22 protein-coding genes, 4 tRNA genes and 1 pseudogene are annotated in these 22,219 nt (G+C 72.2%); 11 read left to right on the top strand and 16 right to left on the bottom strand.

The features are described 5' to 3' along the window. Positions 1-91 precede the first annotated feature (91 nt). A complete protein-coding gene (locus CRP29_RS18320; protein ID WP_097196519.1) occupies positions 92-1,120 on the top strand; it encodes a glycosyltransferase in 1,029 nt (342 codons plus the stop codon). Between the two features lie 41 nt (positions 1,121-1,161). Here the strand turns inward: CRP29_RS18320 and CRP29_RS18315 are convergent. The 6 genes from CRP29_RS18315 to CRP29_RS23360 all read right to left on the bottom strand — a co-directional run bounded on the left by CRP29_RS18315 (position 1,162) and on the right by CRP29_RS23360 (position 3,997). Continuing rightward, positions 1,162-1,235, bottom strand: a tRNA-Phe gene (locus CRP29_RS18315). 25 nt (positions 1,236-1,260) lie between these two features. Then, positions 1,261-1,334: transfer RNA gene (locus CRP29_RS18310), tRNA-Asp, on the bottom strand. 16 nt (positions 1,335-1,350) lie between these two features. Beyond that, a tRNA-Glu gene (locus CRP29_RS18305) sits at positions 1,351-1,423 on the bottom strand. 88 nt (positions 1,424-1,511) lie between these two features. Beyond that, positions 1,512-1,847, bottom strand: a complete 336-nt coding sequence (locus CRP29_RS18300) for a hypothetical protein (RefSeq protein WP_097196786.1) — start codon at positions 1,845-1,847, stop codon at positions 1,512-1,514. A 23-nt stretch (positions 1,848-1,870) separates the two neighbouring features. Next, positions 1,871-3,403 carry a metallophosphoesterase gene (locus CRP29_RS18295; protein ID WP_245853029.1) on the bottom strand — a complete coding sequence of 511 codons (1,533 nt, stop codon included), beginning with the start codon at positions 3,401-3,403 and terminating at the stop codon, positions 1,871-1,873. Between the two features lie 63 nt (positions 3,404-3,466). Then, positions 3,467-3,997: a GtrA family protein gene (locus tag CRP29_RS23360; protein WP_245853027.1), complete on the bottom strand. Its 531-nt coding sequence runs from the start codon at positions 3,995-3,997 to the stop codon at positions 3,467-3,469. A gap of 180 nt (positions 3,998-4,177) precedes the next feature. Between CRP29_RS23360 and CRP29_RS18285 the strand changes: the two genes are divergently transcribed. Further along, positions 4,178-5,056: a Rieske (2Fe-2S) protein gene (locus CRP29_RS18285; protein ID WP_097196783.1), complete on the top strand. Its 879-nt coding sequence runs from the start codon at positions 4,178-4,180 to the stop codon at positions 5,054-5,056. A 341-nt stretch (positions 5,057-5,397) separates the two neighbouring features. On the opposite strand, the gene CRP29_RS18280 is transcribed toward CRP29_RS18285, so the two are convergent. Then, positions 5,398-5,769, bottom strand: coding sequence for a hypothetical protein (locus tag CRP29_RS18280; RefSeq protein WP_097196518.1), 372 nt, complete (start codon positions 5,767-5,769; stop codon positions 5,398-5,400). 198 nt (positions 5,770-5,967) lie between these two features. Here CRP29_RS18280 and CRP29_RS18275 point away from each other — a divergent pair. Continuing rightward, positions 5,968-6,040, top strand: a tRNA-Lys gene (locus tag CRP29_RS18275). 203 nt (positions 6,041-6,243) lie between these two features. Here the strand turns inward: CRP29_RS18275 and CRP29_RS23840 are convergent. Next, positions 6,244-7,194, bottom strand: a pseudogene (locus tag CRP29_RS23840) (tyrosine-type recombinase/integrase); the annotation flags it as partial. 604 nt (positions 7,195-7,798) lie between these two features. On the opposite strand from CRP29_RS23840, the gene CRP29_RS18255 reads away from it, so the two are divergent. Both CRP29_RS18255 and CRP29_RS22870 read left to right on the top strand, forming a co-directional pair. After that, positions 7,799-8,269: an SDR family NAD(P)-dependent oxidoreductase gene (locus CRP29_RS18255; protein WP_097196515.1), complete on the top strand. Its 471-nt coding sequence runs from the start codon at positions 7,799-7,801 to the stop codon at positions 8,267-8,269. A gap of 125 nt (positions 8,270-8,394) precedes the next feature. Continuing rightward, positions 8,395-8,568 carry a hypothetical protein gene (locus CRP29_RS22870; RefSeq protein ID WP_176523037.1) on the top strand — a complete coding sequence of 58 codons (174 nt, stop codon included), beginning with the start codon at positions 8,395-8,397 and terminating at the stop codon, positions 8,566-8,568. A gap of 92 nt (positions 8,569-8,660) precedes the next feature. Here CRP29_RS22870 and CRP29_RS23355 read toward each other — a convergent pair whose 3' ends face one another. The 3 genes from CRP29_RS23355 to CRP29_RS18240 all read right to left on the bottom strand — a co-directional run bounded on the left by CRP29_RS23355 (position 8,661) and on the right by CRP29_RS18240 (position 10,344). Continuing rightward, positions 8,661-8,978, bottom strand: coding sequence for a hypothetical protein (locus tag CRP29_RS23355; protein ID WP_245853025.1), 318 nt, complete (start codon positions 8,976-8,978; stop codon positions 8,661-8,663). A 56-nt stretch (positions 8,979-9,034) separates the two neighbouring features. Further along, positions 9,035-9,955 (bottom strand): hypothetical protein, encoded by a 921-nt coding sequence (locus CRP29_RS18245; RefSeq protein WP_245853024.1) that lies wholly within the window; start codon positions 9,953-9,955, stop codon positions 9,035-9,037. Between the two features lie 179 nt (positions 9,956-10,134). Next, positions 10,135-10,344 carry a helix-turn-helix transcriptional regulator gene (locus tag CRP29_RS18240; protein ID WP_097196514.1) on the bottom strand — a complete coding sequence of 70 codons (210 nt, stop codon included), beginning with the start codon at positions 10,342-10,344 and terminating at the stop codon, positions 10,135-10,137. 1,049 nt (positions 10,345-11,393) lie between these two features. On the opposite strand from CRP29_RS18240, the gene CRP29_RS18235 reads away from it, so the two are divergent. The 4 genes from CRP29_RS18235 (at position 11,394) to mftF (ending at position 14,849) form a co-directional block, all read left to right on the top strand. Beyond that, on the top strand, positions 11,394-11,636 hold the full coding sequence (locus CRP29_RS18235) for a hypothetical protein (protein ID WP_176523036.1): 243 nt from the start codon (positions 11,394-11,396) through the stop codon (positions 11,634-11,636). A gap of 163 nt (positions 11,637-11,799) precedes the next feature. After that, entirely contained in the window at positions 11,800-12,654 is an 855-nt protein-coding gene (locus CRP29_RS18230) for a GMC family oxidoreductase (RefSeq protein WP_141437170.1), read from the top strand. Between the two features lie 43 nt (positions 12,655-12,697). Further along, positions 12,698-13,387, top strand: coding sequence for a GMC oxidoreductase (locus CRP29_RS18225; protein WP_176523035.1), 690 nt, complete (start codon positions 12,698-12,700; stop codon positions 13,385-13,387). 1 nt (position 13,388) lies between these two features. Continuing rightward, positions 13,389-14,849 carry a mycofactocin biosynthesis glycosyltransferase MftF gene (gene mftF / locus CRP29_RS18220; RefSeq protein WP_097196511.1) on the top strand — a complete coding sequence of 487 codons (1,461 nt, stop codon included), beginning with the start codon at positions 13,389-13,391 and terminating at the stop codon, positions 14,847-14,849. Here mftF and mftE read toward each other — a convergent pair. The 5 genes from mftE to CRP29_RS18195 all read right to left on the bottom strand — a co-directional run bounded on the left by mftE (position 14,730) and on the right by CRP29_RS18195 (position 19,751). Beyond that, positions 14,730-15,518 (bottom strand): mycofactocin biosynthesis peptidyl-dipeptidase MftE, encoded by a 789-nt coding sequence (gene mftE / locus CRP29_RS18215; protein WP_097196782.1) that lies wholly within the window; start codon positions 15,516-15,518, stop codon positions 14,730-14,732. The genes mftF and mftE overlap by 120 nt on opposite strands. Before the next feature lie 30 nt (positions 15,519-15,548). Next, complete coding sequence (locus CRP29_RS18210) at positions 15,549-16,439, bottom strand: vWA domain-containing protein (RefSeq protein WP_245853021.1); 891 nt, start codon at positions 16,437-16,439, stop codon at positions 15,549-15,551. 108 nt (positions 16,440-16,547) lie between these two features. Further along, a complete protein-coding gene (locus CRP29_RS18205) occupies positions 16,548-17,537 on the bottom strand; it encodes an AAA family ATPase (protein WP_097196509.1) in 990 nt (329 codons plus the stop codon). Positions 17,538-17,893: 356 nt separating this feature from the next. Then, positions 17,894-18,700, bottom strand: coding sequence for a mycofactocin-coupled SDR family oxidoreductase (locus CRP29_RS18200; protein WP_097196508.1), 807 nt, complete (start codon positions 18,698-18,700; stop codon positions 17,894-17,896). Between the two features lie 103 nt (positions 18,701-18,803). Beyond that, on the bottom strand, positions 18,804-19,751 hold the full coding sequence (locus CRP29_RS18195; protein WP_097196507.1) for an AraC-like ligand-binding domain-containing protein: 948 nt from the start codon (positions 19,749-19,751) through the stop codon (positions 18,804-18,806). A 137-nt stretch (positions 19,752-19,888) separates the two neighbouring features. On the opposite strand from CRP29_RS18195, the gene CRP29_RS18190 reads away from it, so the two are divergent. After that, complete coding sequence (locus tag CRP29_RS18190) at positions 19,889-21,316, top strand: IS1380 family transposase (protein ID WP_097196506.1); 1,428 nt, start codon at positions 19,889-19,891, stop codon at positions 21,314-21,316. A gap of 628 nt (positions 21,317-21,944) precedes the next feature. Beyond that, the coding region (locus CRP29_RS18185) for a relaxase domain-containing protein (RefSeq protein WP_245853019.1) at positions 21,945-22,219 on the top strand (275 nt) is incomplete at its 3' end.

The raw sequence follows: 22,219 nt of genomic DNA, 5'->3' as shown, positions 1-22,219 counted from the left end.
TGGAGTCGGTCACAGGTTGGCCACAGAATGGCAGGGTAGGCAGAGGAGCCGCCCCGCTCGAGACCGCACGAGGAGCAGAACCCAGCCAGTGATGTCCGCAGAACCCAGCCCGGGCGAGGCCGCCGGCGGGCAGCCGAACCCGCTCCGCGTCGCCAGTGTCCCGTTCTCGGACCGCTACGTGGACGCGGTGCTGCCCGGCGGGGCGGTGCGCGTGGGGGAACCCGGGGAGCCGAGCTCCTGGCTCGACGAGGCCTACCTGACCGAACACGCCGGCGACGTCGACGTCCTGCACCTGCACACCGGCTACGGCCACCTCGACGTGCCCGCGCTCGAGCGGTGGGCGGAGACGGTGCGGCGCCTGGGCGTCCCGCTCGTCGTCACCGTGCACCAGCTGTGTGAGGCCGGGCAGCGCGGCCGCGTCCGCCACGACGCCCACCTGGCGACCCTGCTGGGGACGGCGGAGGTGGTGCTGACGCTGACGCCCTCGGCGGCCGACGAGATCGCCGACCGCTACGGCCGGACGGCGATCGTGGTGGCCCATCCGTCGCTCGCCGTCCCCGACCCCGAGCTGGGGGCCGAGCGCGGGTTGGTCGGCGTCCAGCTCGGCACGGCGTCGCCGGCGGTGCCGGAACCCGCAGCGGTGGCCCGGGCGGCGGCGTCGGGAGCGGTCTCCGGCGGAGGCCGGCTCCGGGTGCTCGCCCGTGCCGGCTCGGACGTCGATCCGGGCGTGCGGGCCATGGCGGAGAACGGCGACCTGGAGCTGGTGGTGTTCCGGCCGGGCGAGCTGCCCGCCCAGCTGCAGCAGCTGCACGTCGCGGTGCTGCCGGAGCAGTGCGGGACGCACTCCCGCGACCTGGAGGTGTGCCGCGACGTCGGCACCCGGGTGGTGGCGCCGAGCTGCGGCTTCTTCGCCGACCAGTGGTCGGAGGTGGTGACCTACGCCAACGACGAGATCGACGGCCTCGACCCGGTGTCGCTGACCGCGGCGGTGTCGGCTGCCCTGACCCGGCCCATGCCGCGGCCGGCCGACCGGGCCTGGCGCGAGGAGCAGCGCGACGCCGTCCGGCGGGTGCACGCGGAGGTGTACGCCCAGGTGGCGGCGGACCGCAGCTGGGCCTAGGAACCCGCGGCCAGAGCTGGCGGCGGGGGAAGAGAAGAGGGTGGGCAGGGGCGGGGTCGAACCGCCGACCTCTCACTTTTCAGGCGAGCGCTCGTACCGACTGAGCTACCTGCCCCTCCCGGTGCTCGCGCACCGGGTAGCGACCCTGACGGGACTCGAACCCGCGACCTCCGCCGTGACAGGGCGGCGCGCTAACCAACTGCGCTACAGGGCCAAACTGTGTCGTGCTGTGCCCCCAACGGGGTTCGAACCCGTGCTACCGCCTTGAAAGGGCGGCGTCCTGGACCACTAGACGATGAGGGCTCGTTCTGCCGGGGGCAGACGAAACAATACATGCCGTCCGAGGCGCTCCTGCACAGGGTCGTCCGACCGCCGGGATCGCGCCAGGGCCTCAGCCCAGCGAGGCGGTGAGCTCGACGCGGTCCTCGGTGACCGAGGAGCACTCCAGGTCCAGGCTCCCGGCCGAGACGCTCTCGCCCTCGGCGCAGGAGACGTCGGCCGACCCGACGCCGAGCGAGGCGCGACCGTCCTGCGTGCCGGCGAACGTGAGGGTGGTGCCGAGGATGTCGACCTGCGCGTCGGTGCCCTCCAGCGTCACCGTGCACGAGCTGGGCGAGCACCGGACGTTCTCGGAGCCGAAGGTGCAGCCGGTCAGGGCGGCGAGGCCCAGCCCGCCGGTGAGCAGGCCGGCGGCCAGGCGGGAGCGGGACGTCGTCGTCGCGGGCATGGTGCGAGGGTAGGACTGCGCGGTCATCCGGGCGGGGACGCCGGAGCGCCGTCGTCCACGGCGCCGTCTTCGGGGCTGTCCTCGGTGCCGTTCTCGGGGACAGGCAGCGGGATCACGGTGCGCTGGATGGTCACCTCGGACTCGCCGAGCCCGCCGAGGGTGATCTCGTCGTAGGCCTGCAGCCGGCCGGTGCCCGCGGCGAAGTAGAGGACCGTGCAGGTCAGCGGCTCGGGGTACTCGCCCTGCAGCGCGCGCAGCCCGGCGCCACCGGTGGACCCCTGCACCATGAGCAGCGTGCCGTCGTCGAGCTCGGTGACCTTCCGCTCGTGGGTGTGGCCGGCGAGGATCACCGGCGACAGCCCCTCCAGCGGCGGAGCCTGCTTCGGGTCGTGCACGAGGGCGACCTCCGGGGGCTCGGCCAGCGACTCGATCAGGGTGGCCAGCCGCTCGCCGGACCGGGTGAGCACCTCGGGGCCGGCGTCGTCGTCCCCCGAGCTCTTGTCGGGGGTGAAGCGCGGGTCCTTCGCGCCGGCGATCGAGATCCCGGCGATCTCGGTCGTGGAGTCGTCGAGGACCGTGGTGTTCGGCTGGGCGTCGACCCGCTCCGCGGTGGTGGCGGAATCGTGGTTGCCGCGGATGAACACGTAGGGCACGCCGAGGCGGCCCACGGAGGCGATCAGCTGGTTCTCCGGCGGGCTGCCCCAGTCGGTGATGTCGCCGGTGTCGAGCACGCCGTCGACCTGGAACTGGGCGACGACCTGCTGCACCAGGTCGAACCCGGCGGGGTTGAGGTGCAGATCGGACACGTGCAGGAGCGCGACGGTGTCGTCGGCCGCGCCGGGCGGCGGCAGCGCGGAGAGGGTGCTGTACAGGGAGCCGACGTTGGCGACCAGATCCTCGAGCGAGGCGCGGTAGGCGTCGAAGCGGGCCACGATGTCCTGCGCGTTGCCGATCAGGCTGTTCGCGTTGACCAGCAGCCCCGTGTACGTCGGCGTGGACATGGCCTCCGGGCGCCAGGTGGTCGCGCCGATCCCGCCGATGCCGAGCAGGAGGGCGCCGGTGATGCCGGCGGCGATCAGCGGCTCGCGACGGCGGCGAAGGGCCAGCCAGGACACGAGCGCGGCGCCGATCAGCGCCACGACGACGGTGCGGACGACCAGCTCCACGGCAGCGCCCTGCAGGTCCTCGGTCACCCGGTCGACCACGCCGGCCAGCCGCACGGGGTCGTTCGCCAGCGCCTGGGCCCGCACCTGGTCGACGCTCTGCAGCTGCACGTCCAGGCGCAGCGGGCCGTCGAAGACGTCCACGGCCAGCGAGCCCAGCGGCGGGACGGCGACCTCGGCGCCACCGGACCCCGGGCGGACGGCGAGGGTGGCGTCGAACGGGCCGATGGGCGCCGAGATCCGGGCGAAGAGGAGGACGGCGACGAGCGCGCCGACCAGCGCCAGGCCGATCCGCGCCAGCCACAGGCCGGCCAGCCGGGCGCGACGGCGCCACGGCGAGGGCGCGTCGCTCGGCACGGCGTCGCTCTGCACGGCGTCCGGCGACTCGGTCACGCTGCCCACGCTAGCGAGCCGCGCGGAGGTGCGGCGGGTGGAGCGGCGAGCGCGCCCGGGTGGTCAGGCCTCGTCGGCGGGGGACCGGAAGATCCAGCGCAGCGCGATGAAGCGCATCAGGCCGATCGCCGCCGTCACCGTGACGACGGCGGTGATCTGCAGCCAGACGTGGCCCTCGGCGGCGGTGGTGTCGACCCAGCCGAGGGTGGCGCTGGTGGCCACCAGGCCCAGCGCGGCGACGGTGCTCGCCTCCCACTGGGCGGTGAACCAGCCCACGCGGTCCTCGGCGTGGAAGGTCAGCCGCCGGTGCATCTCGTTGGCCAGCACGGTGGACGCGACGGTGGCGATGAGGTGCGCGGCCAGGTAGCCGAAGCCCTGGAACGGGATGAACAGCATCGCGTAGACCAGCGTCGTCGAGCTGCCCACCAGGACGAAGCGGGCGAACTGGGCCAGGGTGTCGTCCCGCCGGAGACGCTCGGCCAGCCGTACGGTCCCCTGGGGCGCGGGCGCGGGCGCGGGCGCGGTCTCCGCCACCGGGTCCCCCGCGACGTCGCTGCCGGAGGCACGGCGACGCAACAGGGACGGGCGGGTCACGGAGGTCCTTCCGGGCGCGGGCGGCGGCGCGACTCAGGATCCTCCTCGCGCCGCTCGTTGTCACAGGTCAGCATGCCGGTAACAACTGGCAGAAGCTGCCGCATTCCGCGGGATGCACCCGGACGAGACCGCGTCGTGACCGGGGAGTCGGCGCCGCGCGCCGGGGGTAGCAGCCTCCGCATGAGTCTTCTGGGGTTCCTCGACCGGGTCGCGGACGTCGCGACGTTCGACAAGGTGATCGAGCCGGCCCGCCGGGCCGTGCGGGGCGCGCTCCCGCCGCCGGTCAAGGACCTCCTGCACGGCACCTGGATCGGCCACCCCCTCCATCCGATCCTGGTGCAGGTGCCGGTGGGGAGCTGGGTCTCCGCCGGACTGCTCGACGCCATTCCGCGGCTGCGGCCGGCGGCCACGTTCCTGATCGGCGCAGGGGTGGCGGCGGCGGTGCCTGCCGCGGCGTCGGGCGCGGCCGACTGGTCGGAGCAGGGGCCCGGCGTGCGCCGGCTCGGCGCGCTGCACGCCGTCGCCAACACGGTCGCGCTCGGGCTGTACGCCGGCTCGCTGGCGGCGCGACGGAAGGACCGCGGCGGGCTGGGGCGGGTGCTCTCCTACAGTGGGCTGGCGATCGCCGGGGGATCGGCGGCCATCGGCGGGCACATGTCCTACGCGCAGTCGTCCGGGGCGTCCCACGCGGCGACGGCGGCGCGGGCGCTGTCCTCGGAGTGGCTGGACCTGGGGCCGCTGGACGACTTCCCCGAGGGGCGGCCGGCGCGGCGCACGGGCACCGGCGGGGCCGCGGACGTGCCGCTGGCCGTGGTGCGCCGGGGGACGAAGGTCGACGTCTTCGTCGGCGCCTGCGCGCACCTGTCCGGGCCGTTGCAGGAAGGGACGGTCGAGGAGGTGCGCGGGTCGCAGTGCCTGGTCTGCCCGTGGCACGGCTCGGCGTTCGACCTCGACAGCGGCGAGCCGCGGCGCGGGCCGGCGGCCAACCCGCAGGAGAAGCTCGAGGTGCGCATGGAGGCAGGGCACGTCATGGCGCGGGTGCACAGCCGCAACCGCTGAGCCGCGAGAGAAGCCGGCCCGGCCGGCCCGGGGGGAACGGGTCGGCCGGGCCGGGGTCATCGGCCACCCGGGAGCACGCACCAGGCGGGGCAGTGATGACCCTACGTAATCGGACCCGGAGTTCGGCATCCCCTGAACGGGTGCACATCCGGACGGCACAGTGACGGAAAGCTCATGTCGATGCGGTTCGAGGTTCGCCGCTCACCCGGTCGGGCAGAGGGCGGGAATGTTCTTCCTCTTCTCCAGCCGGCTGGGCTGCCTCGGCTCGCTAGCCCTCTCCGCGCTGATCACCGTGCTGCTCCTCCTGCTCCTCGACGTCCTGTGATCGCGGTGGGACGACGTCACTGGGACTCCTCGGCGTTGAGGTAGGCGCAGCGGAACCGCGCGGCGGACATCGCCTCGGTGAACCTGGCCTCCCAGGCCGGGTCCTGCGCCGGGAAGGTCTGCAGCACCCGCTCGTCCAGCACTGCCGGCAGGCCGTCCAGACCGGTGTAGGTCCGGCGCACGAGGATCCGGGTCGTGCCGTCGATCTCGTCGTGGGCCGGGACCCAGCGGGCCTGGGCGACGGCGGCGGCCAGCTGGGCGCGCTGCCGGGACGGCAGGGGAGCGACCGCTGCGTTCTGGCGGAGGGCGGTCCACAGCGACCAGCCGACGGTCCCGAGGAGCGCGAGCACGGCCAGGACCACCGCCAGCTCGATCAGTCCGAGGACCATGCGGCAGACGCTAGTTCGCACCCCGTCCCTTCGGGCGATGGGTGACGGCGACGGCCGGCCGCTCCGGGGGCGAGGGTCAAGGCGCAGAACTTGACGACGCTCCCGCGGGAGCGTCGTCCGTCCGGCGGTAGCCTTCGCGGGACGGGCAACCGCTCTCGGTGGTCCCGGAACCGGGGCGTGCCGGCGCGGCGTGCCCTCGGGCCTCTAGCTCAATTGGCAGAGCAGCGGACTTTTAATCCGCGGGTTGTGGGTTCGATCCCCACGGGGCCCACCGCGTTGACCTTGGCGTTTTCCCTTCGTCGGAGTCTCGGCTGCTGGCCGCGCCCACACGGCGCCCACACGCGCGTCCGTGGCTGCCCGCGCGGCGGCGTCCATCCGGTCGGCCAAAGCGGCTAGGTCGTCGTCGAACAGGCCCGAGTACACGTCCAGCGTCATGGCCGCCGAGGCGTGCCCGAGCATCCGCTGGACGCTCTTGACGGTCGCGCCGCTGGCGACGGCGAGAGAGGCGGCGGTGTGCCGGAGGTCGTGTGGGGTGACGTCGCTCAGCCCGGCCGTCCGGACCGCCGGATCGAAGACGGCCCGACGCCAGTTCCGCAGCCGCAGCACCGTGCCGCTGGCCGTGGTCCTCAGCAGGTCGTCGCCCTGCTTGCCCTCGCAGTGGCGGGCCAGCGACTCGGCGAGGGTCGCGGGCAGGGGCACGGTCCGCTGCTGATGGGTCTTCGGTGTGCCGAACTCCAGCCGCCCGCCGACTTCGGTGACCGCCTCGGCGATGGTGAGCCGGCGCCGGAGGAAGTCGACCCGTCGGACCCGCAGGGCGGCCATCTCGCCGAAGCGCAGTCCGGTGTAGCCGAGCAGCCGTATGACGTCCCCGTCCTCACCCGCCGCGTCGGCGAGCCGCTCGACCTCGTCATGGTTGAGGAACCTCGGCTCCTGCCGCGTCACTCGGGGCAGGGGTACGCGCTCGGCCGGGTTGCGGGGGATGCGCCCGTCGCGGACGGCGAGGCCCAGGAGGAGTGAGAAGACGCGGTGGGCCTGGCGGACCGTGCCCGGGGCGGATCCCTGCGTCAGCAGCTCAGCCACCCAGACGGCGACGTCGGCGTGAGTGACGTCGGCGAGCCGGTACCGACTCCACGACGGCAGGACGTGGGTCCGCAGCAGGTTCTCGTACCGGTAGAGGGTGCTCGGCTTGACCCCGGTCTGCGAGGACAGCCATCGATCGGACCACTCCTCGACGGTGATCCGGCCTCGGACTGGCGCCGTCCACGTTTGCGTGACCATGGCTGACGTAGCCTCATCCAGCCAGCGCTGCGCATCTACCTTCCGCGCAAAGCGCCTCTCGTGCTGACGGCCGCCTGGGTCGCGATACCGGGCGCGATAGCGGGTTGAGCCGTCGCTGAGCGTGATGCGGGTGATCGAGCCGTCCATGAGGACCTCCGTAGCGAGGTATGCGTCTCTCAGCGTGCCGGACGCCTCTGACAACGGGCCGCCCTCGTCATCCCCGACATGATTGCGGGCTTCGCTGCTGATCGGCGGATAGGCTGCGTTCTCCTTCCTGGCCTGCGCGTATAGGCGTGGAAGGTAGTTGGCCGTCAATGGCGAGATGCGGATGTCTTGCGGACTGTCGGCGGACTCTGTGCGGAGCAGGATCGTGGCGATGGTTGTTCATCGATCGCCCTCCGGACGACGAGGGCTCCGCTCCCCATAGGGCGGCCGAGCCTGCCGGAAGTATCGCTGTCGCCGGGCGGCCCCGCCCATCCTGTCGAGCGTTACACGCTCTCGCGTGTGTCTACGGAATTGACGCTTCGCGGTCGTCATCCCTGACGCATGACCGCATGCTTGCTGTGGGTTATGGCTGCTTCCACGTGCCAGCTGCGGAACTTCGGCTAGAGAGCTCGGCGTCGGATCCTCTCGACCTGCCTAAACCCGTCACGAGGGTGACCATAGAAAAGCCAGGCCAACAGCCGGTTCCCGGGCATTCATCGAGCGTTCGTGGGCCGACGTCGGCGAACTTTATCGGCAGGAGGCATCCATGTCTGGACGTGTTGAAGGCAAGGTCGCATTCATCACCGGAGCCGCTCGCGGGCAGGGCCGCTCACACGCGGTGCGGCTGGCCCAGGAGGGCGCGGACATTATCGCCGTCGACATCTGCGAACCGGTCCGCAACATTAGCTACGAGTTCCCCACCGAGGCGGATCTCGCAGAGACGGCACGGCAGGTGGAGGCGCTGGACCGGCGGATCATCACGCACAAGGTCGACATCCGGGACTACGACGGGCTCAAGGCCGCCGTGGACGACGGCGTGGCGCAGTTGGGGCGGTTGGACATCGCCGCCGCCAACGCCGGCCTCGGCTCCAGCCCCTACCGGGCGTGGGAGATGCCCGAAGAGGTCTGGCAGGACATGATCGACGTCAACCTGACGGGTCAGTGGCAGACCTGCAAGGCCGCCATCCCCCACATGATCGACGGCGGCAATGGCGTTGCTCTACCTGGCTTCCGATGAGGGCCGGTACGTCACCGGTGTCACCCTCGCTGTCAGCGCCGGCAGCATCGTCACCTGAGGAGTCATCCAGGCAAACCTGTCGTCCGGCCTGCCGTTGCCAGGAGCGCGCAAGGCCGGCTGCGGACATGACCATTCTCGCCGTCGAGGAGGTCGGGCGCGCGCTCTTCGCCGCCCCGGCGTGCTTCCGGCCGTTCATCGCGGTGTGCGTGTTCGCCTGGCTGCGGCTGGGAGGTTCGCCGCGGATCCAGTACGGCACACCCGTATCCCGACCTGCCCGGCGGACGACCGCGCGGCCGTGAGGGTCTTCCTGAGGACGTCACGCGGCGATGCGAAAGAGCACGGATTCAGTAGAGGTAGCGGTCGATGCCGGAGCCGTGGGCCCAGATGTGGTTCATGCGGTCGGCGGTGCGGGCGTGGGCGGCTTCCTCGGGGTCGCTGAGTACGCAGTCGATGCCGGGCGGGGTGGCCCGAAGCCGGGCGGTGAGCAGTCGGGTCTCGTCGGTGGGGGCGAGGTCGAGCAGAGGCCGGCCAGCCGTGCGAGAAGCGAGACCAGCTCGATGCGGCCGCCCGAGCGGCAGCCGCCGGCGAGCTGCTCGGCGTGGGCGTCGACGAGCTCGGTGATGTCGGGGTGCAGTCCGGGGTGGCCGAGGGCGGCGGCGGTCGCGGAGAGCAGGTCGACGTCGGCAGCGGGCAAGGTGAGCACGGTCATCGGCGCGTGCTCGTAGCGGCCGTCCGGGGCGAGCAGCCGGCCGCACCCTGGCCCCGCTACTGGGTGGGCGCCAGGGCGGTGAGCAGGCGCTGCACGGCGGCGAGAGCGACCCGGTCGGCCAGCGGCGGCGGCAACCGCAGTGGTTCGGTGCCGGCGCTCGGGTTCCGCCGGTCGTCGTCCTCCCACATGCCCAGGCACAGCAGGATCTCCTCCAGGGCGCGCAGCGGCGCCAGCGGCTCGCCGTCGAGGTCGACGACGAGCATGGCGCGCTGCCCCGGCTGGGTTCCGGCGGTTGGTCCGGGGTGGCCGGTCGGCTGCTCAGTCATGGGCGGACCACCGCTCGGTGGCCGACCGGGCCGGTCATGCCGGCGGCCCGGCCGATGTCGGCCCACGCGGCTCCGGCCGCGAGTGCGGTGCGCACCGCCTCGTCCAGCGAGCGGGCGGCGGCGGCCTGCCGGGCGGCGGCCGCCTCGACGTCCTCGAGGGGCTTGCCATCCGGCGATGTGGCGGCGCCAGTCCTGCATCACCCGGTTTTCGTCGGCGGCCTCCAGGTCGGCCCACGGGCCGGTGACGGCGAGCCGCCGCGCCGCGGGGTCGGCCAGCTCCGGTGGTACGCGGGTCCAGGGGGTGCCGCGCCAGCCGCAGGTGCAGCCGGCGGCCCAGCCGACGACCGCGGCGTCCGGGCGCCACTCCTCCGCCTGCTCGGTCACCTCGAGGAGAACCTGGCCGCTGGTGTGGGCGTGCGCGATCCCGTCGCCACGGAGAAGTGTGCTGTCCTGCCAGACGCCTTCGGCGGTGGAGCCGTCGCGGTAGGTCAGCCGCACCCGGTCGCCGTTGCACGGCCCCTCGTCGGGTCGGCGGGCCACCAGCAGACCGCGGGCGCTGCTGGTGCCGGCGCCTTGCGCGCCGTCGGCGAACAGCGGCACCACCCAGCCCTCGTGCTCCTGGTCGTCTACGACCGGGCCCATCCATCCCATGACTCCTCCTCTCGGTGACGTGAGCGTCGCCGTTCCAGCGCTGCCCCGGCCTGTCCCGGTTGGCTTCGGTGGACGACCGTCGTTGTCCACAGCCGGGGCTGGCCGCAAGGCCCCGCCGTGTGCCCGGAGTTCGGAGCCGCAGCGCATCCCGTGCAGCCGCTTCCTCTGGAGGCGCGGGGCTATCGGCGCGGGGACTGGTCTGCTTGTCCGTCGATCCAGGTGCGCAGGTCGGCGCGGCGGTAGAGGACGCGCCGGCCGAGTCGGAAGCTTTTCGGGCCGATGTTCCGGTGTCGCCAGTACCGGAGGGTGGCGACCGGCGTGCGGAGCACGTCCGCGGCCTCGGTGATGGTGAGCAACTCGGGCTCGTGGTCGGCGGTGAGGTCGGGCATGGCTGGCTCCCCGGGGGGTCGTCGGTGGTGAGTGCCTTCACCACAGAAGGCGCCATTTCGGGCCCGGTGGTGACACTGCACAGCCAGCCTTGTCGGACTACCTCCAGTTCTTCTCCTGTAGTGCGCCCCTGGCGTGTCACCCGCCAGCGATGGAGGCCCTTCATCTGCCGACGCCGGAGGCGGCGCCGGGACCGTCGGGGGACAGCCGCGCTCCTGCGGCCGGGTTCGGCCCCGTCCCGATAAGCATTCCCGGGACCCGCCTCCAGTTCGTCTCCGGTCCTTCTCCTGCCGCTGCCTCGGTTGTCCTCCGCGACGCTGTCGCTGACCGATCTGCGCCGCCCGCGCTTGTGAAGCCGTTCTCCGGTAGGCCGACGACCGTCAGGGGACCCGTGTGCCCACAGGACTGGAGGTCCGCTGCTGACCGGGGGGTCCTCCAGTTGTCCTCCTGTTGTCCTCCAGTCAGCCGATGCTGGCCGTGAGCATCGGGGCGCTCCTGCGCAAGTGGTCCGTGTGGACAGCCGCTCCTCGTCCACAACAACCGGGCGGGCGCCGGCCTGGCCACGCTCGACCCATGGCGCTGGACACCGCACCCGGAGCGCGGCAGGACCGCGGAGCCGGTGACCGGCCCGCCACGGCCCTCGGCGACGTGTCGGGTGGGCAAGGCTCCCTGATCGGTGGGCGCGCCGGCATCGTCCTCGCGCCACGGCCGCTGGGGCGGGCCAGGAGCACCCTTCGGGCCACGCTGCGCGTGGCGCCGGCTGCGCCGTCGTCAAGGTCCGCCTGCGGCGGGGCTGTCCTTGCTGATCCCGCGACCCGTCCGGCAGCTCAGCGTAGGGGCCTCCCGCGCCGTCTCCTCCCGACCGGACCAAGATCCTTCCGCCCTTCGGGCGCTCCGCTGCGGAAGCAGTCTTGGTCCGGTCGTCCCCCGCCGCCGCTCCCGGCCCCTGAGCAGAGCTCTGTGCCGGACGGGCCGGGGGGAATGGGTGGCAGGACACCCGTTCCACAGTCCCTCCCGTACCGGCTTCGGCTCCAGTTCCGGGAGGGTCCAGATGACCAACACCAACAGCACACACAGCAGCGCGGCCAGCGGCACGAGCAGCAATCGGACAGGCAGGTGCAGCCGGAGCCGGCGGCCGCAGCTGAGTCCGGCGCAGCGGGAGGCAACCGACGCCGCGCAGGCAGCGAGGATCGCCGCCCTGCACGACCAGATCGGCGAGCAGGTCGAGGCGCTCACCGCCGATCCGCAGTGGCGGGCCTGGGGGCCTCGAACTTTCCGGACTGCGGAGCCGTAGACGCGGGTGAACGCCAGCTCCCGGACAGCCCGCCGACGTCATAGGCGTCGTATCCGATTGAATCGAGGAACTCGGTCGCCGTCTGCTTGTACGCACATGTCCCCTTGACTCGTGGTGACTCACTCGAAGTCACCGAATCGCGAACCGCTGGCATCCTGTGACCATGCGGGCGGACTACGTCGTGGTGGGGGCCGGCGCCGCCGGCTGCGTCCTCGCCGAGCGGCTTTCCCGCGACCCGACAGTGTCCGTCGTTTTGGTGGAGCACGGAGGCCCGGTCCGGAATCCATGGTTCCGGGTGCCGAAGAGCTTCTACGCGGCCATGCGCAGCGCTCGGTACACGCATCGCTATCCCGTGCGGGTAAACGGCTCCGGTCAGGAGACCTGGTTGCGCGGTAAAGCTCTCGGCGGCTCCACGGTGCTCAACGGGATGCTTTACTCCCGCGGCGACCCCGTGGACTACGACGACCTAGCCGCGGCGAATCCCGGGTGGGCGTGGGCGGACATGCTGCCGGCCTTCCTGGCGATGGAGGACCATGCCCTCGGCGCGTCGCCTGACCGCGGCGCCGGAGGCCCGTTGCCGGTCTCCGTCACCAAGGCCGACGACGCGGTCTTGCAGGCGATCTGTGGCGCAGTCGCCTCCATGGGGATCCCGCTGGTCGATGATGTCAACGGGGTGGACGGCGCTCGCATCGGCCCCACGTCGGTCACCATCCGGCATGGCCTGCGCGTCGACGCCGCGTCGGCCTTCCTGGCTCCGGCACGGCGACGCCCGAACCTCGTGGTGGCGGACGACGCGCGGGCCGGACACCTCCTCTTCGACGGTCCGCGTGCCGTCGGGGTGCGGGTGCGACGGCGGGGCGAACGTCTGGACGTGACGGCCCGTCGCCAGGTCATCGTCGCCGCCGGAGCGCTCGAGTCCCCCTGCTGCTCGAGCGATCGGGCATCGGGGATCCCGAGGTCCTGCGCACGGCCGGCGTCCCCAAGCGCGTGGAGAGCCCGCGCGTCGGAAGGCGATTGATCGAGCAGCGCTCATCACCGTCAAGGCACGCCTGCACCCCGGTGTGGGGCTGGGTCCCCGGCTCGACACCCCGGCCAAACGGCTCATCGCCGTCGGCCGTTACCTCGTGGACCGCGGATGGCCGGTCGGGGCCGGCGCGTACGAGCTGGCCGCGCTGATCTGCGCCGGCGGCGTCGATGGGGCAGGCTCCGCGCGACCCGACACGCAGGTGCTCTTCCGGCCGCTGGCGACCGACGACACCGGCGTCCGACCCGCGCCGCATGCGGGCGTGCTGGTGCAGGGGTACGCGCTGCGCCCCTCGACGGCAGGCTCCGTGCACATCAGCAGCGCGGCCGCCGACACCCCACCGTTCGTCGAGGCCCGCTTCCTGCAGTCGGAGGGCGACCGCGATCTGGCCGCCCGCGTGCTCGACTGGGAGCGCGAGCTCCTTGCGACGTCGCCGTTGGCCGCGCTCGTGATCGAGGAGCTCGTTCCCGGCCCCGGGGTCCGCTCCTCCGACGACGTCGTGACATATGCGCTGGCCACGGGGATGGGGATCTTCCACGCCGTCGGTTCCTGTGCGATGGGGCCGACCGATGCGGACGTGGTGGACGCGCGCCTCCGGGTGCGCGGTGCCCCGGGACTGCGGATCGTCGACGCTTCGGTGTTCCCCACTCCGCCCGCCGGCGCCATGGCCGCACCCGTCATGGCCGCGGCCTGGCGAGCGGCTGACCTGATCGCGGAGGACACCTGACGTGCTCGTCAGCGACCGTCCCTCCGGGAAGGAGCCCGCGAGACCGCCGGCCGGCCGGCTGCCGCCCGGCGCGCGCGTCGTCCGGGACGGCCGGGCTCGCCTCCGAGCCGGCGACGCGTTCCTTACCGGTGGTGCGCCCTGGGGCGTCACGCGTCTGTCACCGCCCGCCCGCCCCTTCGCGCGACGTCTCTTCGCCGTCGGCGACCAAGGGCTGCTGCCGGCGGAAGGGCTGGAGCGCACGGTCGCGTACCTGCTGGTCCAGCGCGGGTTTGCGCACCCCATCGTGCAGCCCCGCCCGGTCGCCGCCGTCACGGTCATCGTGCCGGCCTTCGACCGGGTGGACCTCCCCGACGCGTGCCTGCGGAGCCTGGCTGGGCTGGACGTCATCGTCGTCGACGACGCGTCGACCCGGGCCGACGCCGTCCGCCGGGTCGCGGACACTCATCGAGCCAGGCTGATCCGGCACTCGGCCAACCGCGGGCCGGGCGCCGCGCGCAACACCGGGGCGGCGGCCGCGGGCACGCCGTTCCTCGCCTTCGTCGACTCCGACTGCACGGTGCCACCGGGCTGGCTGGACGGCCTCCTTCCCCACTTCGATGACCCCCGGGTCGGGATGGTCGCGCCGCGGGTGCGCCCTCGTCCGTCGGGCACCTCGCTGTTCGCCCGGTACGAGGAAATGCGATCGGCGTTGGACATGGGCCCAGACCCGCACCTCGTGCGGGACGGCGGGCCGCTCGGCTATCTGCCGTCGGCGGCCCTCGTCGTCCGCCGCGCCGCAGTGGCGGAAACGGGATTCGACGCCGGAATGCGGGTCGGCGAGGACGTGGATTTTGTGTGGCGCGTATCGGACGCCGGCTGGCACGCGCGCTATGACCCGAGCGTCGAGGTGCACCACGAGATTCGCGTTCGGCCCCTGGAATGGGCCCGTCGCCGTCTGCAGTACGGAAGCTCCGCGGGGCCGCTGGACCGGCGGCAACCGGGCCGGCTGGCACCGGTCCGCCCCTCGGCCTGGAACGTCGCCACGGTGGCACTGCTCCTGGGCCGCTGGCTCGGCGCGGCGGCCGGCGTCACGACAGCGTCGACGGTGCTGTTGCATCGCCGACTCGGGAAGGTGGAGGCGCCGCCGTGGCTCACGGCCGTCGTGGCCGGGAAGGGCGTGCTCGCCGATGCGCTGGCAGTTGGGCACGCGCTCCGGCGCGAGTGGTGGCCGGTGGGATGGGCCGCCGTGGCATGTGCCCGGCGATCACCCGTGGCGGCGTCAGCGGCCGTCGCCATGCTCGCTCCCATCGCGCTCGAGCACGTCCGCAGCCGGCCGGCGATCGGCCCCGTGTCGTACGCGGCCCTACGGCTGATCGAGGACGCGGCCTACGGCACCGGCGTCCTGCTGAGCGCCGTCACGGCGAGGAGGCCCGGGGTGCTGTGCCCGCAAGTCCGGTGGCCGACGGTCCGCCGTCGGTGGTGACCGAGCAGGCGTCGTATGCGGCCACCGCCTTCGCGACGAGCGCGTCGACATGCCGGTGGCCCTCTTCCGCGCTGGTTCCGTCGGGTCGCCCAGCACGCCGTTGGGGCTCACCGCGCGCACGCCGTCCTTCAGCAGCCGCGGCAGCAGTTCGGCCAGCGGTGCTGTCGTACCGGGTTCAGCCAGGTCCAGCCGAACGCGCTCGGGGGCAAGGTGCAGCATGATCGAGGTCTCGGCTCGCCCCGCGTGCGCGTCCATGCCCGCCAGCGACAGGTGGACGACGGCCAACCGGCGTCCCTCGTAGGCACACGTGCGGGCCGCGGCCCGCAGTGCCTCGTCGTTTCCCCCGTGCCCGTTGACGACCAGCACCGCCGGCCAGTGCCCCGAGGCGTGCCGCACCAACTCGACGACGACCGCGGTCGTGGCGGCCGTGCCGATCGAGAGGGTCCCCGGGAAGTCGGCGTGCTCGCCGCTGGCTCCCAGGGGCAGCAGCGGTGCGATCGCGGCGGCCGGCCGACGCGCCTGCAGCCGATCGACGATCGAGTCGGCGATGAACGCGTCAGTGTCGAGCGGCAGGTGCGGCCCGTGCTGCTCGAGCGAACCCAGGGGCACGACGAGGGCACCGGCACGCGGGCAGTCCACGTCCATCCATGTGGCATTCCCGAGCCTCATGGAGGCCACTCTGCCCGGTCCACGCCGCGATCAGTCGGCGAACACCGCGCTCAGCGCGCCGGCGACGTCCCGGTGATCACGGATCAGCCGCAGCTGCCCGCGACCGGCCCGGGCGAGATCGCGGCCGAGGTCGACGTCCTTCTCCCCAGAGGTGTCCAGCAGGACGTCGAGCCGGGGCAGCCGGGCGGCCACCGCCCGCGGGTCCGGCCCGGCGTTGTGCACGGCATCGGAGAGCAGCAGGACGCGGGCATCACGGGGGAGGACGCCGGCGAGCTGCCGACCGGCCACCTCCAGGGCGAACGAGACGTTGGTCAAGCCCTGGGCCGGCACCCGGAGCAGGGTGTCGAGGATTTCCAGCGGCTCGACCGGCTCCCCGAGCCGGGCGAGGACCGCGGCGTCGGACCAGAAAGCGACGACGGCCAGCCGGTCATGAGCCAGCTCGCCGGCCAGGGCACCGACCGCCGCGGCCGCCGTCCGCACCCGCTCGCCCTTCATGGAGCCGGAGACGTCCACGACCAGCACCACTGACCGGCGCTGGCGGATCCGTTCCCGGACGACCACGTCCTCGTCCTCAGGGAAGGGCTTGCCGGCCAGGTTCTCCAACGTCCGGTCCAGATCGATCTCGTCGGCCGCCCCCCGGTAGGGCAGGCTCGCCAGCTTGCCGACGGCCCGCCGAGCGGCCCGGTCCCGCCGCGGCGCGGGCACCGCCAGGCGCTGGGCGATCTCGCGGGCGCGCTGCCGGGTGCTCGCCTCGACGGCGTCGGCCCCGGCGTCGAGGTCGGCCAGGGCGATCACCTCGGCCGGCTCGTCGGTCTCACCGGGCGTCGTCGTACCCGGGCGGGTCCCCTCGGGGCGGCCGCGGCGCCGATCACCGCCGGCGAGCACGAGGGACCCGGCGCCCGAGCCCGACGGCTCGAACAACGAGGGCTCCTCGGTCAGCTGCTTGGGCTTGCGGCGCAGCGGCTTCCACCGCGGCCGATCCGCCGACTGGGTCCGCCGGGTCAGCGGCGAGTCGGCCTCGACGGCTCTTCAACCTGGCTCGGCGGCCGCCGGCTGCAACAGGAAGTGGTCCTCCCAGATCTTCCGGAGCACCGCCTCGGGGCCGGCCTCCAGCGTGGCGTCGAGGTGAATGCGGCCGGAGAGCCCGACCAGCATCGCGTCGAGCACCAGGGAGGTGTACTCCTCGGGCAGGTTCCGCGGCGGGGTGTCGCCGGGGGCCTCGGGCAGGTCGACGCCGCGCATCTCCGCCAGTTGGGTGGCGATCAGCGCGACGTCGATGGCGCCGCGCACGCTGCTTCCCTGCGTCACGCCATCCCACTCGCGGGTGGCGCGGGTGAGCGCGACGGCGTCGGTGACGAGCCGCTCGTTGCGCACCCCGGTGCGCAACCGGACGATGCCGCGTTCCGCGTCGGCGTCCTGGTAGCCGACCGCCAGCCGGCTCATCCGGTCGTGCACGCTAGAGGACAGCCGCGTCGTGCCGATGTTGTCGTAGGGGTTCATCGAGGCCACGACCCGGAACGTGGGCAGCGCCTCGATCGTGCCGACGCGCGGCACGGTGATCTGCCGCTCGGCCATGGCGGTCAGCAGGGTGTTGAGGGTGTCCTCGGGCGCCCGGTTGAACTCCTCGACGTAGAGGAAGCCGCCGGTGCGCATCGCCTCGACCAGGGGCCCGGGCACGAAGTTGTCCTCGGTGTAGTCCTCCCGCAGCACGCGCGCCGGGTTGTGGTGACCGACCAGCCGGGACGGCGTGAGGTCGGCGTTGCCCTCGACGAAGACCAGCGGAATGCCCCACTCGGCGGTGATGGCCCGCAGCAGCGTGGTCTTCGACGTCCCGGGCGGGCCCTCGATCAGCACATCCCGTCCGGCGGCGACGGTAGCGAGCAGCAGCTCGAGCTCGCCCTCCCGACCGACGACGTGGGCGGCGATCCGGTCGCGGAGGTCCACGACCGAGCTGTCGCCGGTGGCCCGGCTGCCGGCCAGCGGACTGCCCTCGACGGTCCTGTGGGAAACGGTGGTCATGGCTCCTCGATGCTGGTGCGGTGATGACGGGTGCGGGGAGGGCGGGCCGCGCCCGCCCTCCGAGATCAGGCTCGGTCACGTCGGCGGAGCGGCCGCGCCCGGCATGTCGCCCGGGGCCTTCCTCAGTTTCCGAGCGAGGCGTGGCTGGACAGCCATGAGGCCGGGCGAAGCGCCTCAGCCCCACACTGAGGCGCTTCGCGCGAAGGGTGGATCGCACGTCAACGGAGTGCCGTTCCGTGGGGACCGGACCCACGACCCCGCGAGAGCACTCCCGACGAGTTTCCTGTGACCCACACCGACTCGACCGGGGAGCCACCGCCGGGCCGGGTCGACCCCGCGGGGCCGCTCTCCTCACGTCACCGAATGGTGCAGCCTGCGTCGACCTTCATCTCGAGACCGGTGACGTACCGGGCCTCGTCAGAGGCCAGGTAGAGCAGCGCGTTGCTGATGTCCACCGGGTCCACCATCTCGACGGGCATGGTGTTCATGAAGATCGGGCCCAACGTGGGGCTCTGCTCGATGAACTTGTTCATCCCGCCCAGCCCGGCGACCAGCGGCGTGTCGACGCCGGCAGGGTGGATGGTGTTGACCCGGATGTGCTGGTCGGCGAGCTCGTTGGCCAGCGAGCGCATCAGCCCCACGATCCCGTGCTTTGCCGCGACGTACGGCGCGAGCCACGGCTGCCCCTTGATGCCCGACGTGGAGCTGGTGATGACGATCGAGCCGCCCCCCGATGTCTGCAGATGGGGGATGGCCGCGACGCAGGTGTTCCAGACACCGGTCAAGTTGACGTCGATGGTGTCGGCCCAGATCTGCGGGGTGACCTCGTCCCAACGCTGCACCGTGCAGATGCCCGCGTTGGCGGCGACGATGTCCAGCCTGCCGAGCTGCGCGACACCGTCGTCCACTGCCGTGCGCAACGCGTCCGGATTGCGGACGTCTGCCTTGATCGCCACGATGCGCCGGTCCAATGCCTCCACGGCCTTCACCGTGTCGGCGAGATCCTCCTCGGTCGCCATCGCGTAGCCGACAGTGTCGAAGTCCTGGCACGCGTCGATCGCGATGATGTCGGCGCCCTCCTCGGCCAGTCGAATGGCGTGGCTGCGGCCCTGTCCGCGCGCCGCACCGGTGATGAATGCGACCTTGTCCTGTACCCGCCCCATGGCGAACTCCCCTCGTCGATGTTCGGTCAACGTAGGAGCAGCGCGGACGGCCGTCTTGACCGTCAGCGCACCGGCACTTGCACCACGGTGCGCTGTGCCGGCGTCACGCGCGGCGACGCCGGCTCGGGGTGATGCCGTACCTCGTCTTGAACGTGCGGGTGAAGTGCGCCGCTTGACTGAACCCGACACGAAGGGCGATCTCCTCGATCGTTCTCCCTTCCCACCTCGGGTCGACGAGCAGTGCGTCCGCCCGGGCCAATCGCTCTTCCAGGATCCATCTGGCCGGTGACGTGCCGTCGGACTCGAACAGTGCGTAGAGATATCGCAGCGACACGTTGCTGCCCTTCGCGACCAACGCGGGGGTGAGAGTCGGGTCGTCCAGGTTCTGCCGTATGAAGCTGCGGGCCCGCCCCAAGTGCGAGGCGCGAACCGACTCGCGCTCGACGCCTCCGCGTCCTCTCGCGTAGAGCGCAGCCGCCACGAGGTCATAGACAGGCCCGGCCAGCGATGGCATCGGGCCGGTCTCCTCGCCGTAGAGCGGCAAGGAGCGCAGCAAGCCCGATGCCATGGCGCCGACCCCGCTGGCCCCGCTGACGGTGACGGCGGTGACCTGCTCGAAACGCGGCAACCAGACGGCGAGCCGACTGCGCGGCACCCGCACGACGACCTGCCGCGACCGGCCGTTGAGGCGGCCACGGTAGGGACGGGAGCTGTCGAGGAGCACGAAGTCACCAGGCCGGGCGAGCACCGCGCACCGGCCCGCCTGCTCGAACATCCCGTCACCAGCCACGAGCACGGTGAGAAACAGGTCGTCGTTGTCGGATCGGCTGATCAGCCGGGGAGTGCGCACCACCTCGTGCGCGTCCGCGATCACGGAGCTGACCTGCAGTCCGTCCATCGAGTTGCGCACGATCCCACCCGTGAAGCTCGTTGAATCCGGAGTGCCGACCGTGTGCGCCCGCAGCTCGACGATGTGTTCACAGATGGCATCACGCCAATGACCGAAACCGGAGAAGCGGTCAGCATCGGAGGACGACGGTCGGACCGTCATCGGCGTCACCTCGCTAGCCCGGGGCTTTCATGTCGGGACTGCATAGCGCAAAGTTGATTAAACGGAAGGTGCCCCTGACCTGCGATAATCGGGACTGTCGAGGAACCGAGAAGCGTAGATCGAGGAGCACCTTCCAGGTGAAGAAACCTACCTTGTACTACCCGCGTCCGGCCATCGACGGGGCCGGCGCCTCGGTGGTGGCTCACGCCGGGTCGACGTTGCTGCTGCGCACGGCGCAGACCGTCGGTCTTCCCCAGGAGCTGCGCCAGGCGCTGGCGCCGTGGCGTAAGCCGCTGGCCGTCCACGATCCCGGCAAGGTGCTGCTGGACCTGGCGGTGTCGCTGGCGATCGGCGGGGACTGCCTGGCCGACATCGCCCAGCTACGCGCGGCTCCCGAGGTGTTCGGAGCGGTGGCGTCGGACCCGACGGTGTCCCGCTGCATCGACACGCTGGCCGCCGACGCCCCGGCCGCGCTCGCGGCGATCAACACCGCCCGCGCCGCGGCACGCACCGCTGCCTGGTCGTTGGCCGGGGAGCACGCCCCCGACTCCGGCGCCGACGCTGCGGCGCCGGTGGTGATCGACGTGGACGCCACCCTGGTGACCGCGCACTCGGAGAAGGAAGCGGCCGCCCCGACGTTCAAGCGCGGCTTCGGGTTCCACCCGCTGTGGGCGTTTGTCGACCACGGCGCCGAGGGCACCGGTGAGCCGCTGGCCTTCCTGCTGCGCAAGGGCAACGCCGGGTCCAACACTGTCACCGACCACCTCACCGTGCTGAAGGCAGCCCTGGCGCAGCTACCCGGCGGGCACACCCGCGGCAAGAAGGTGCTGGTCCGTATCGACGGCGCCGGCGGCACCCACGAGCTACTCGCCTGGCTGACCCGCCGCCGGCTGTCCTACTCGGTGGGCTTCACCCTGCCCGGCGACCTCGCCGCTATCCAAGCCAAGCTCGCCGCGATCCCCGATGACGTGTGGGATCCGGCCTACGACGCCCACGGGCAGGTCCGGCCCGGCGCCTGGGTCGCCGAAGTCACCGACCTGTTCGATCTGTCCTCCTGGCCGGCCGGGATGCGGATCATCGTCCGCAAGGAACGCCCGCACCCCGGCGCGCAGCTACGGATCACAGACCTCGACGGCCTGCGGGTGACCGCGTTCGCCACCAACACCAGCCGCGGACAGTTGGCCGCACTCGAGCTGCGGCACCGCCGCCGCGCCCGCTGCGAGGACCGCATCCGCTGCGCGAAGGACACCGGGCTGACCAACCTGCCGCTGCACGACCTCGACCAGAACAAGATCTGGTGCGCCATCGTCGCGCTGGCCTGCGCGTTGACCGCCTGGATGCAAACCCTCGCGCTCACCGGGCACCCCGGAAACGGAGACGCCCGCAGGTGGGAACCCAAGAAGCTCCGGCTGCGACTGTTCTCCATCCCCGCCCGAGCAGCCCGCACCGGACGCCAGCGGCTGCTCCACCTCGCCGCGAACGCGCCGTTCACCGCGCTCGCCCTGGCAGCGCTCGACGCCCTGGCCAGACTGACCGGCTCACCGCCACCAGCCGTAGCCGGCTGACCACCGGCTCTCAGACCCAACGACCCGAGAAACCCGGCCGACCAGTGGAACCGGCGCCCACCCGAGCCACCTCGGGCGAACCGTCACACCCCGATGTCATCCTCACGCCCACGCGGGCTCAGAACCCCGACGATCATGAACCCCGACAAGATCACGAAAGATCAAGGTTAGGGCTGGCCGGTATACCGAAAGGCCCGAGACACGGGCGACGTTCCATCTCGGCGTCGCGGGGGTGCCCCCGTCTGGTCACGGACGAACCTCATCGGCCATGGGTGTCACCGCGCCGGGTAGCGGCCGGACGGCGGGGCCCTCGCCGTGAGCACCCGGAGGGCCCTGGGACCGACCGGACCGCACGGTGCCGACGCGAACCCGAAGTCATGATCGTCAAGAACCGTTAAGTCGGCATTCTGCAAGCAATCAGTGATTGTCACGAGTAACCAATGAGTCGAACCCCTCCAGCCTTCTTGTATCGACTCCAAGCGCTTACCAAAACCGCACAAGCCTTTGCTGAAGAACGGCACGAATGCTACCTTCGGAGGTAGCTCGGGCCCCGCTTCGCGGGGCCCATCGGCGTTTCTAGGGGTGACTCGTTGGTCATTGTCGGGTGGCGTTGAAGATGCACGGCGGAATGAAGATTTACGCCGGCGCGCCGGTGGCTGCCCGGCACTACGTGGAGGCCGACCGCGGCCGGGTCGACGACTACTACCTCACCGAGGGCACCGGCGTCGCCCGTCGCTTCACCACAACGGATGGTCGCGTGGCCGAGCTGGGGCCGCTGACCGGCGACGCCTACGAGACCTGGGTGGCTGGCCGCGACCCGGACACCGGCGAGCCGAGGGGGCAGCTGCGCACCGATGAGCACGCCGTTCGGTTCGCCGAGGTGGTGGTCAACGGCCCGAAGAC

Source organism: Blastococcus aggregatus (assembly GCF_900221005.1).
Lineage (GTDB): Bacteria > Actinomycetota > Actinomycetes > Mycobacteriales > Geodermatophilaceae > Blastococcus > Blastococcus aggregatus.
The sequence above is the reverse complement of the archived record's forward strand: the minus strand, read 5'-3'. Positions and strand labels throughout refer to the sequence as shown.

Bases quoted from the DNA above. Each gene is read 5' to 3' on its own strand.
- CRP29_RS18235 (WP_176523036.1), top strand. From the start codon at position 11,394: ATGACCAACACCAACAGCACACACAGCAGCGCGGCCAGCGGCACGAGC.
- CRP29_RS18285 (WP_097196783.1), top strand. From the start codon at position 4,178: ATGAGTCTTCTGGGGTTCCTCGACCGGGTCGCGGACGTCGCGACGTTC.
- CRP29_RS18195 (WP_097196507.1), bottom strand. From the start codon at position 19,751: ATGACGGTCCGACCGTCGTCCTCCGATGCTGACCGCTTCTCCGGTTTC.
- CRP29_RS18280 (WP_097196518.1), bottom strand. From the start codon at position 5,769: ATGGTCCTCGGACTGATCGAGCTGGCGGTGGTCCTGGCCGTGCTCGCG.
- CRP29_RS18200 (WP_097196508.1), bottom strand. From the start codon at position 18,700: ATGGGGCGGGTACAGGACAAGGTCGCATTCATCACCGGTGCGGCGCGC.
- CRP29_RS18230 (WP_141437170.1), top strand. From the start codon at position 11,800: ATGCGGGCGGACTACGTCGTGGTGGGGGCCGGCGCCGCCGGCTGCGTC.
- CRP29_RS23355 (WP_245853025.1), bottom strand. From the start codon at position 8,978: ATGACCGTGCTCACCTTGCCCGCTGCCGACGTCGACCTGCTCTCCGCG.
- CRP29_RS18255 (WP_097196515.1), top strand. From the start codon at position 7,799: ATGTCTGGACGTGTTGAAGGCAAGGTCGCATTCATCACCGGAGCCGCT.
- CRP29_RS18320 (WP_097196519.1), top strand. From the start codon at position 92: ATGTCCGCAGAACCCAGCCCGGGCGAGGCCGCCGGCGGGCAGCCGAAC.
- CRP29_RS22870 (WP_176523037.1), top strand. From the start codon at position 8,395: ATGACCATTCTCGCCGTCGAGGAGGTCGGGCGCGCGCTCTTCGCCGCC.
- mftE (WP_097196782.1), bottom strand. From the start codon at position 15,518: ATGAGGCTCGGGAATGCCACATGGATGGACGTGGACTGCCCGCGTGCC.
- CRP29_RS18205 (WP_097196509.1), bottom strand. From the start codon at position 17,537: ATGACCACCGTTTCCCACAGGACCGTCGAGGGCAGTCCGCTGGCCGGC.
- CRP29_RS18240 (WP_097196514.1), bottom strand. From the start codon at position 10,344: ATGCCCGACCTCACCGCCGACCACGAGCCCGAGTTGCTCACCATCACC.
- CRP29_RS18300 (WP_097196786.1), bottom strand. From the start codon at position 1,847: ATGCCCGCGACGACGACGTCCCGCTCCCGCCTGGCCGCCGGCCTGCTC.
- CRP29_RS18245 (WP_245853024.1), bottom strand. From the start codon at position 9,955: ATGGGATGGATGGGCCCGGTCGTAGACGACCAGGAGCACGAGGGCTGG.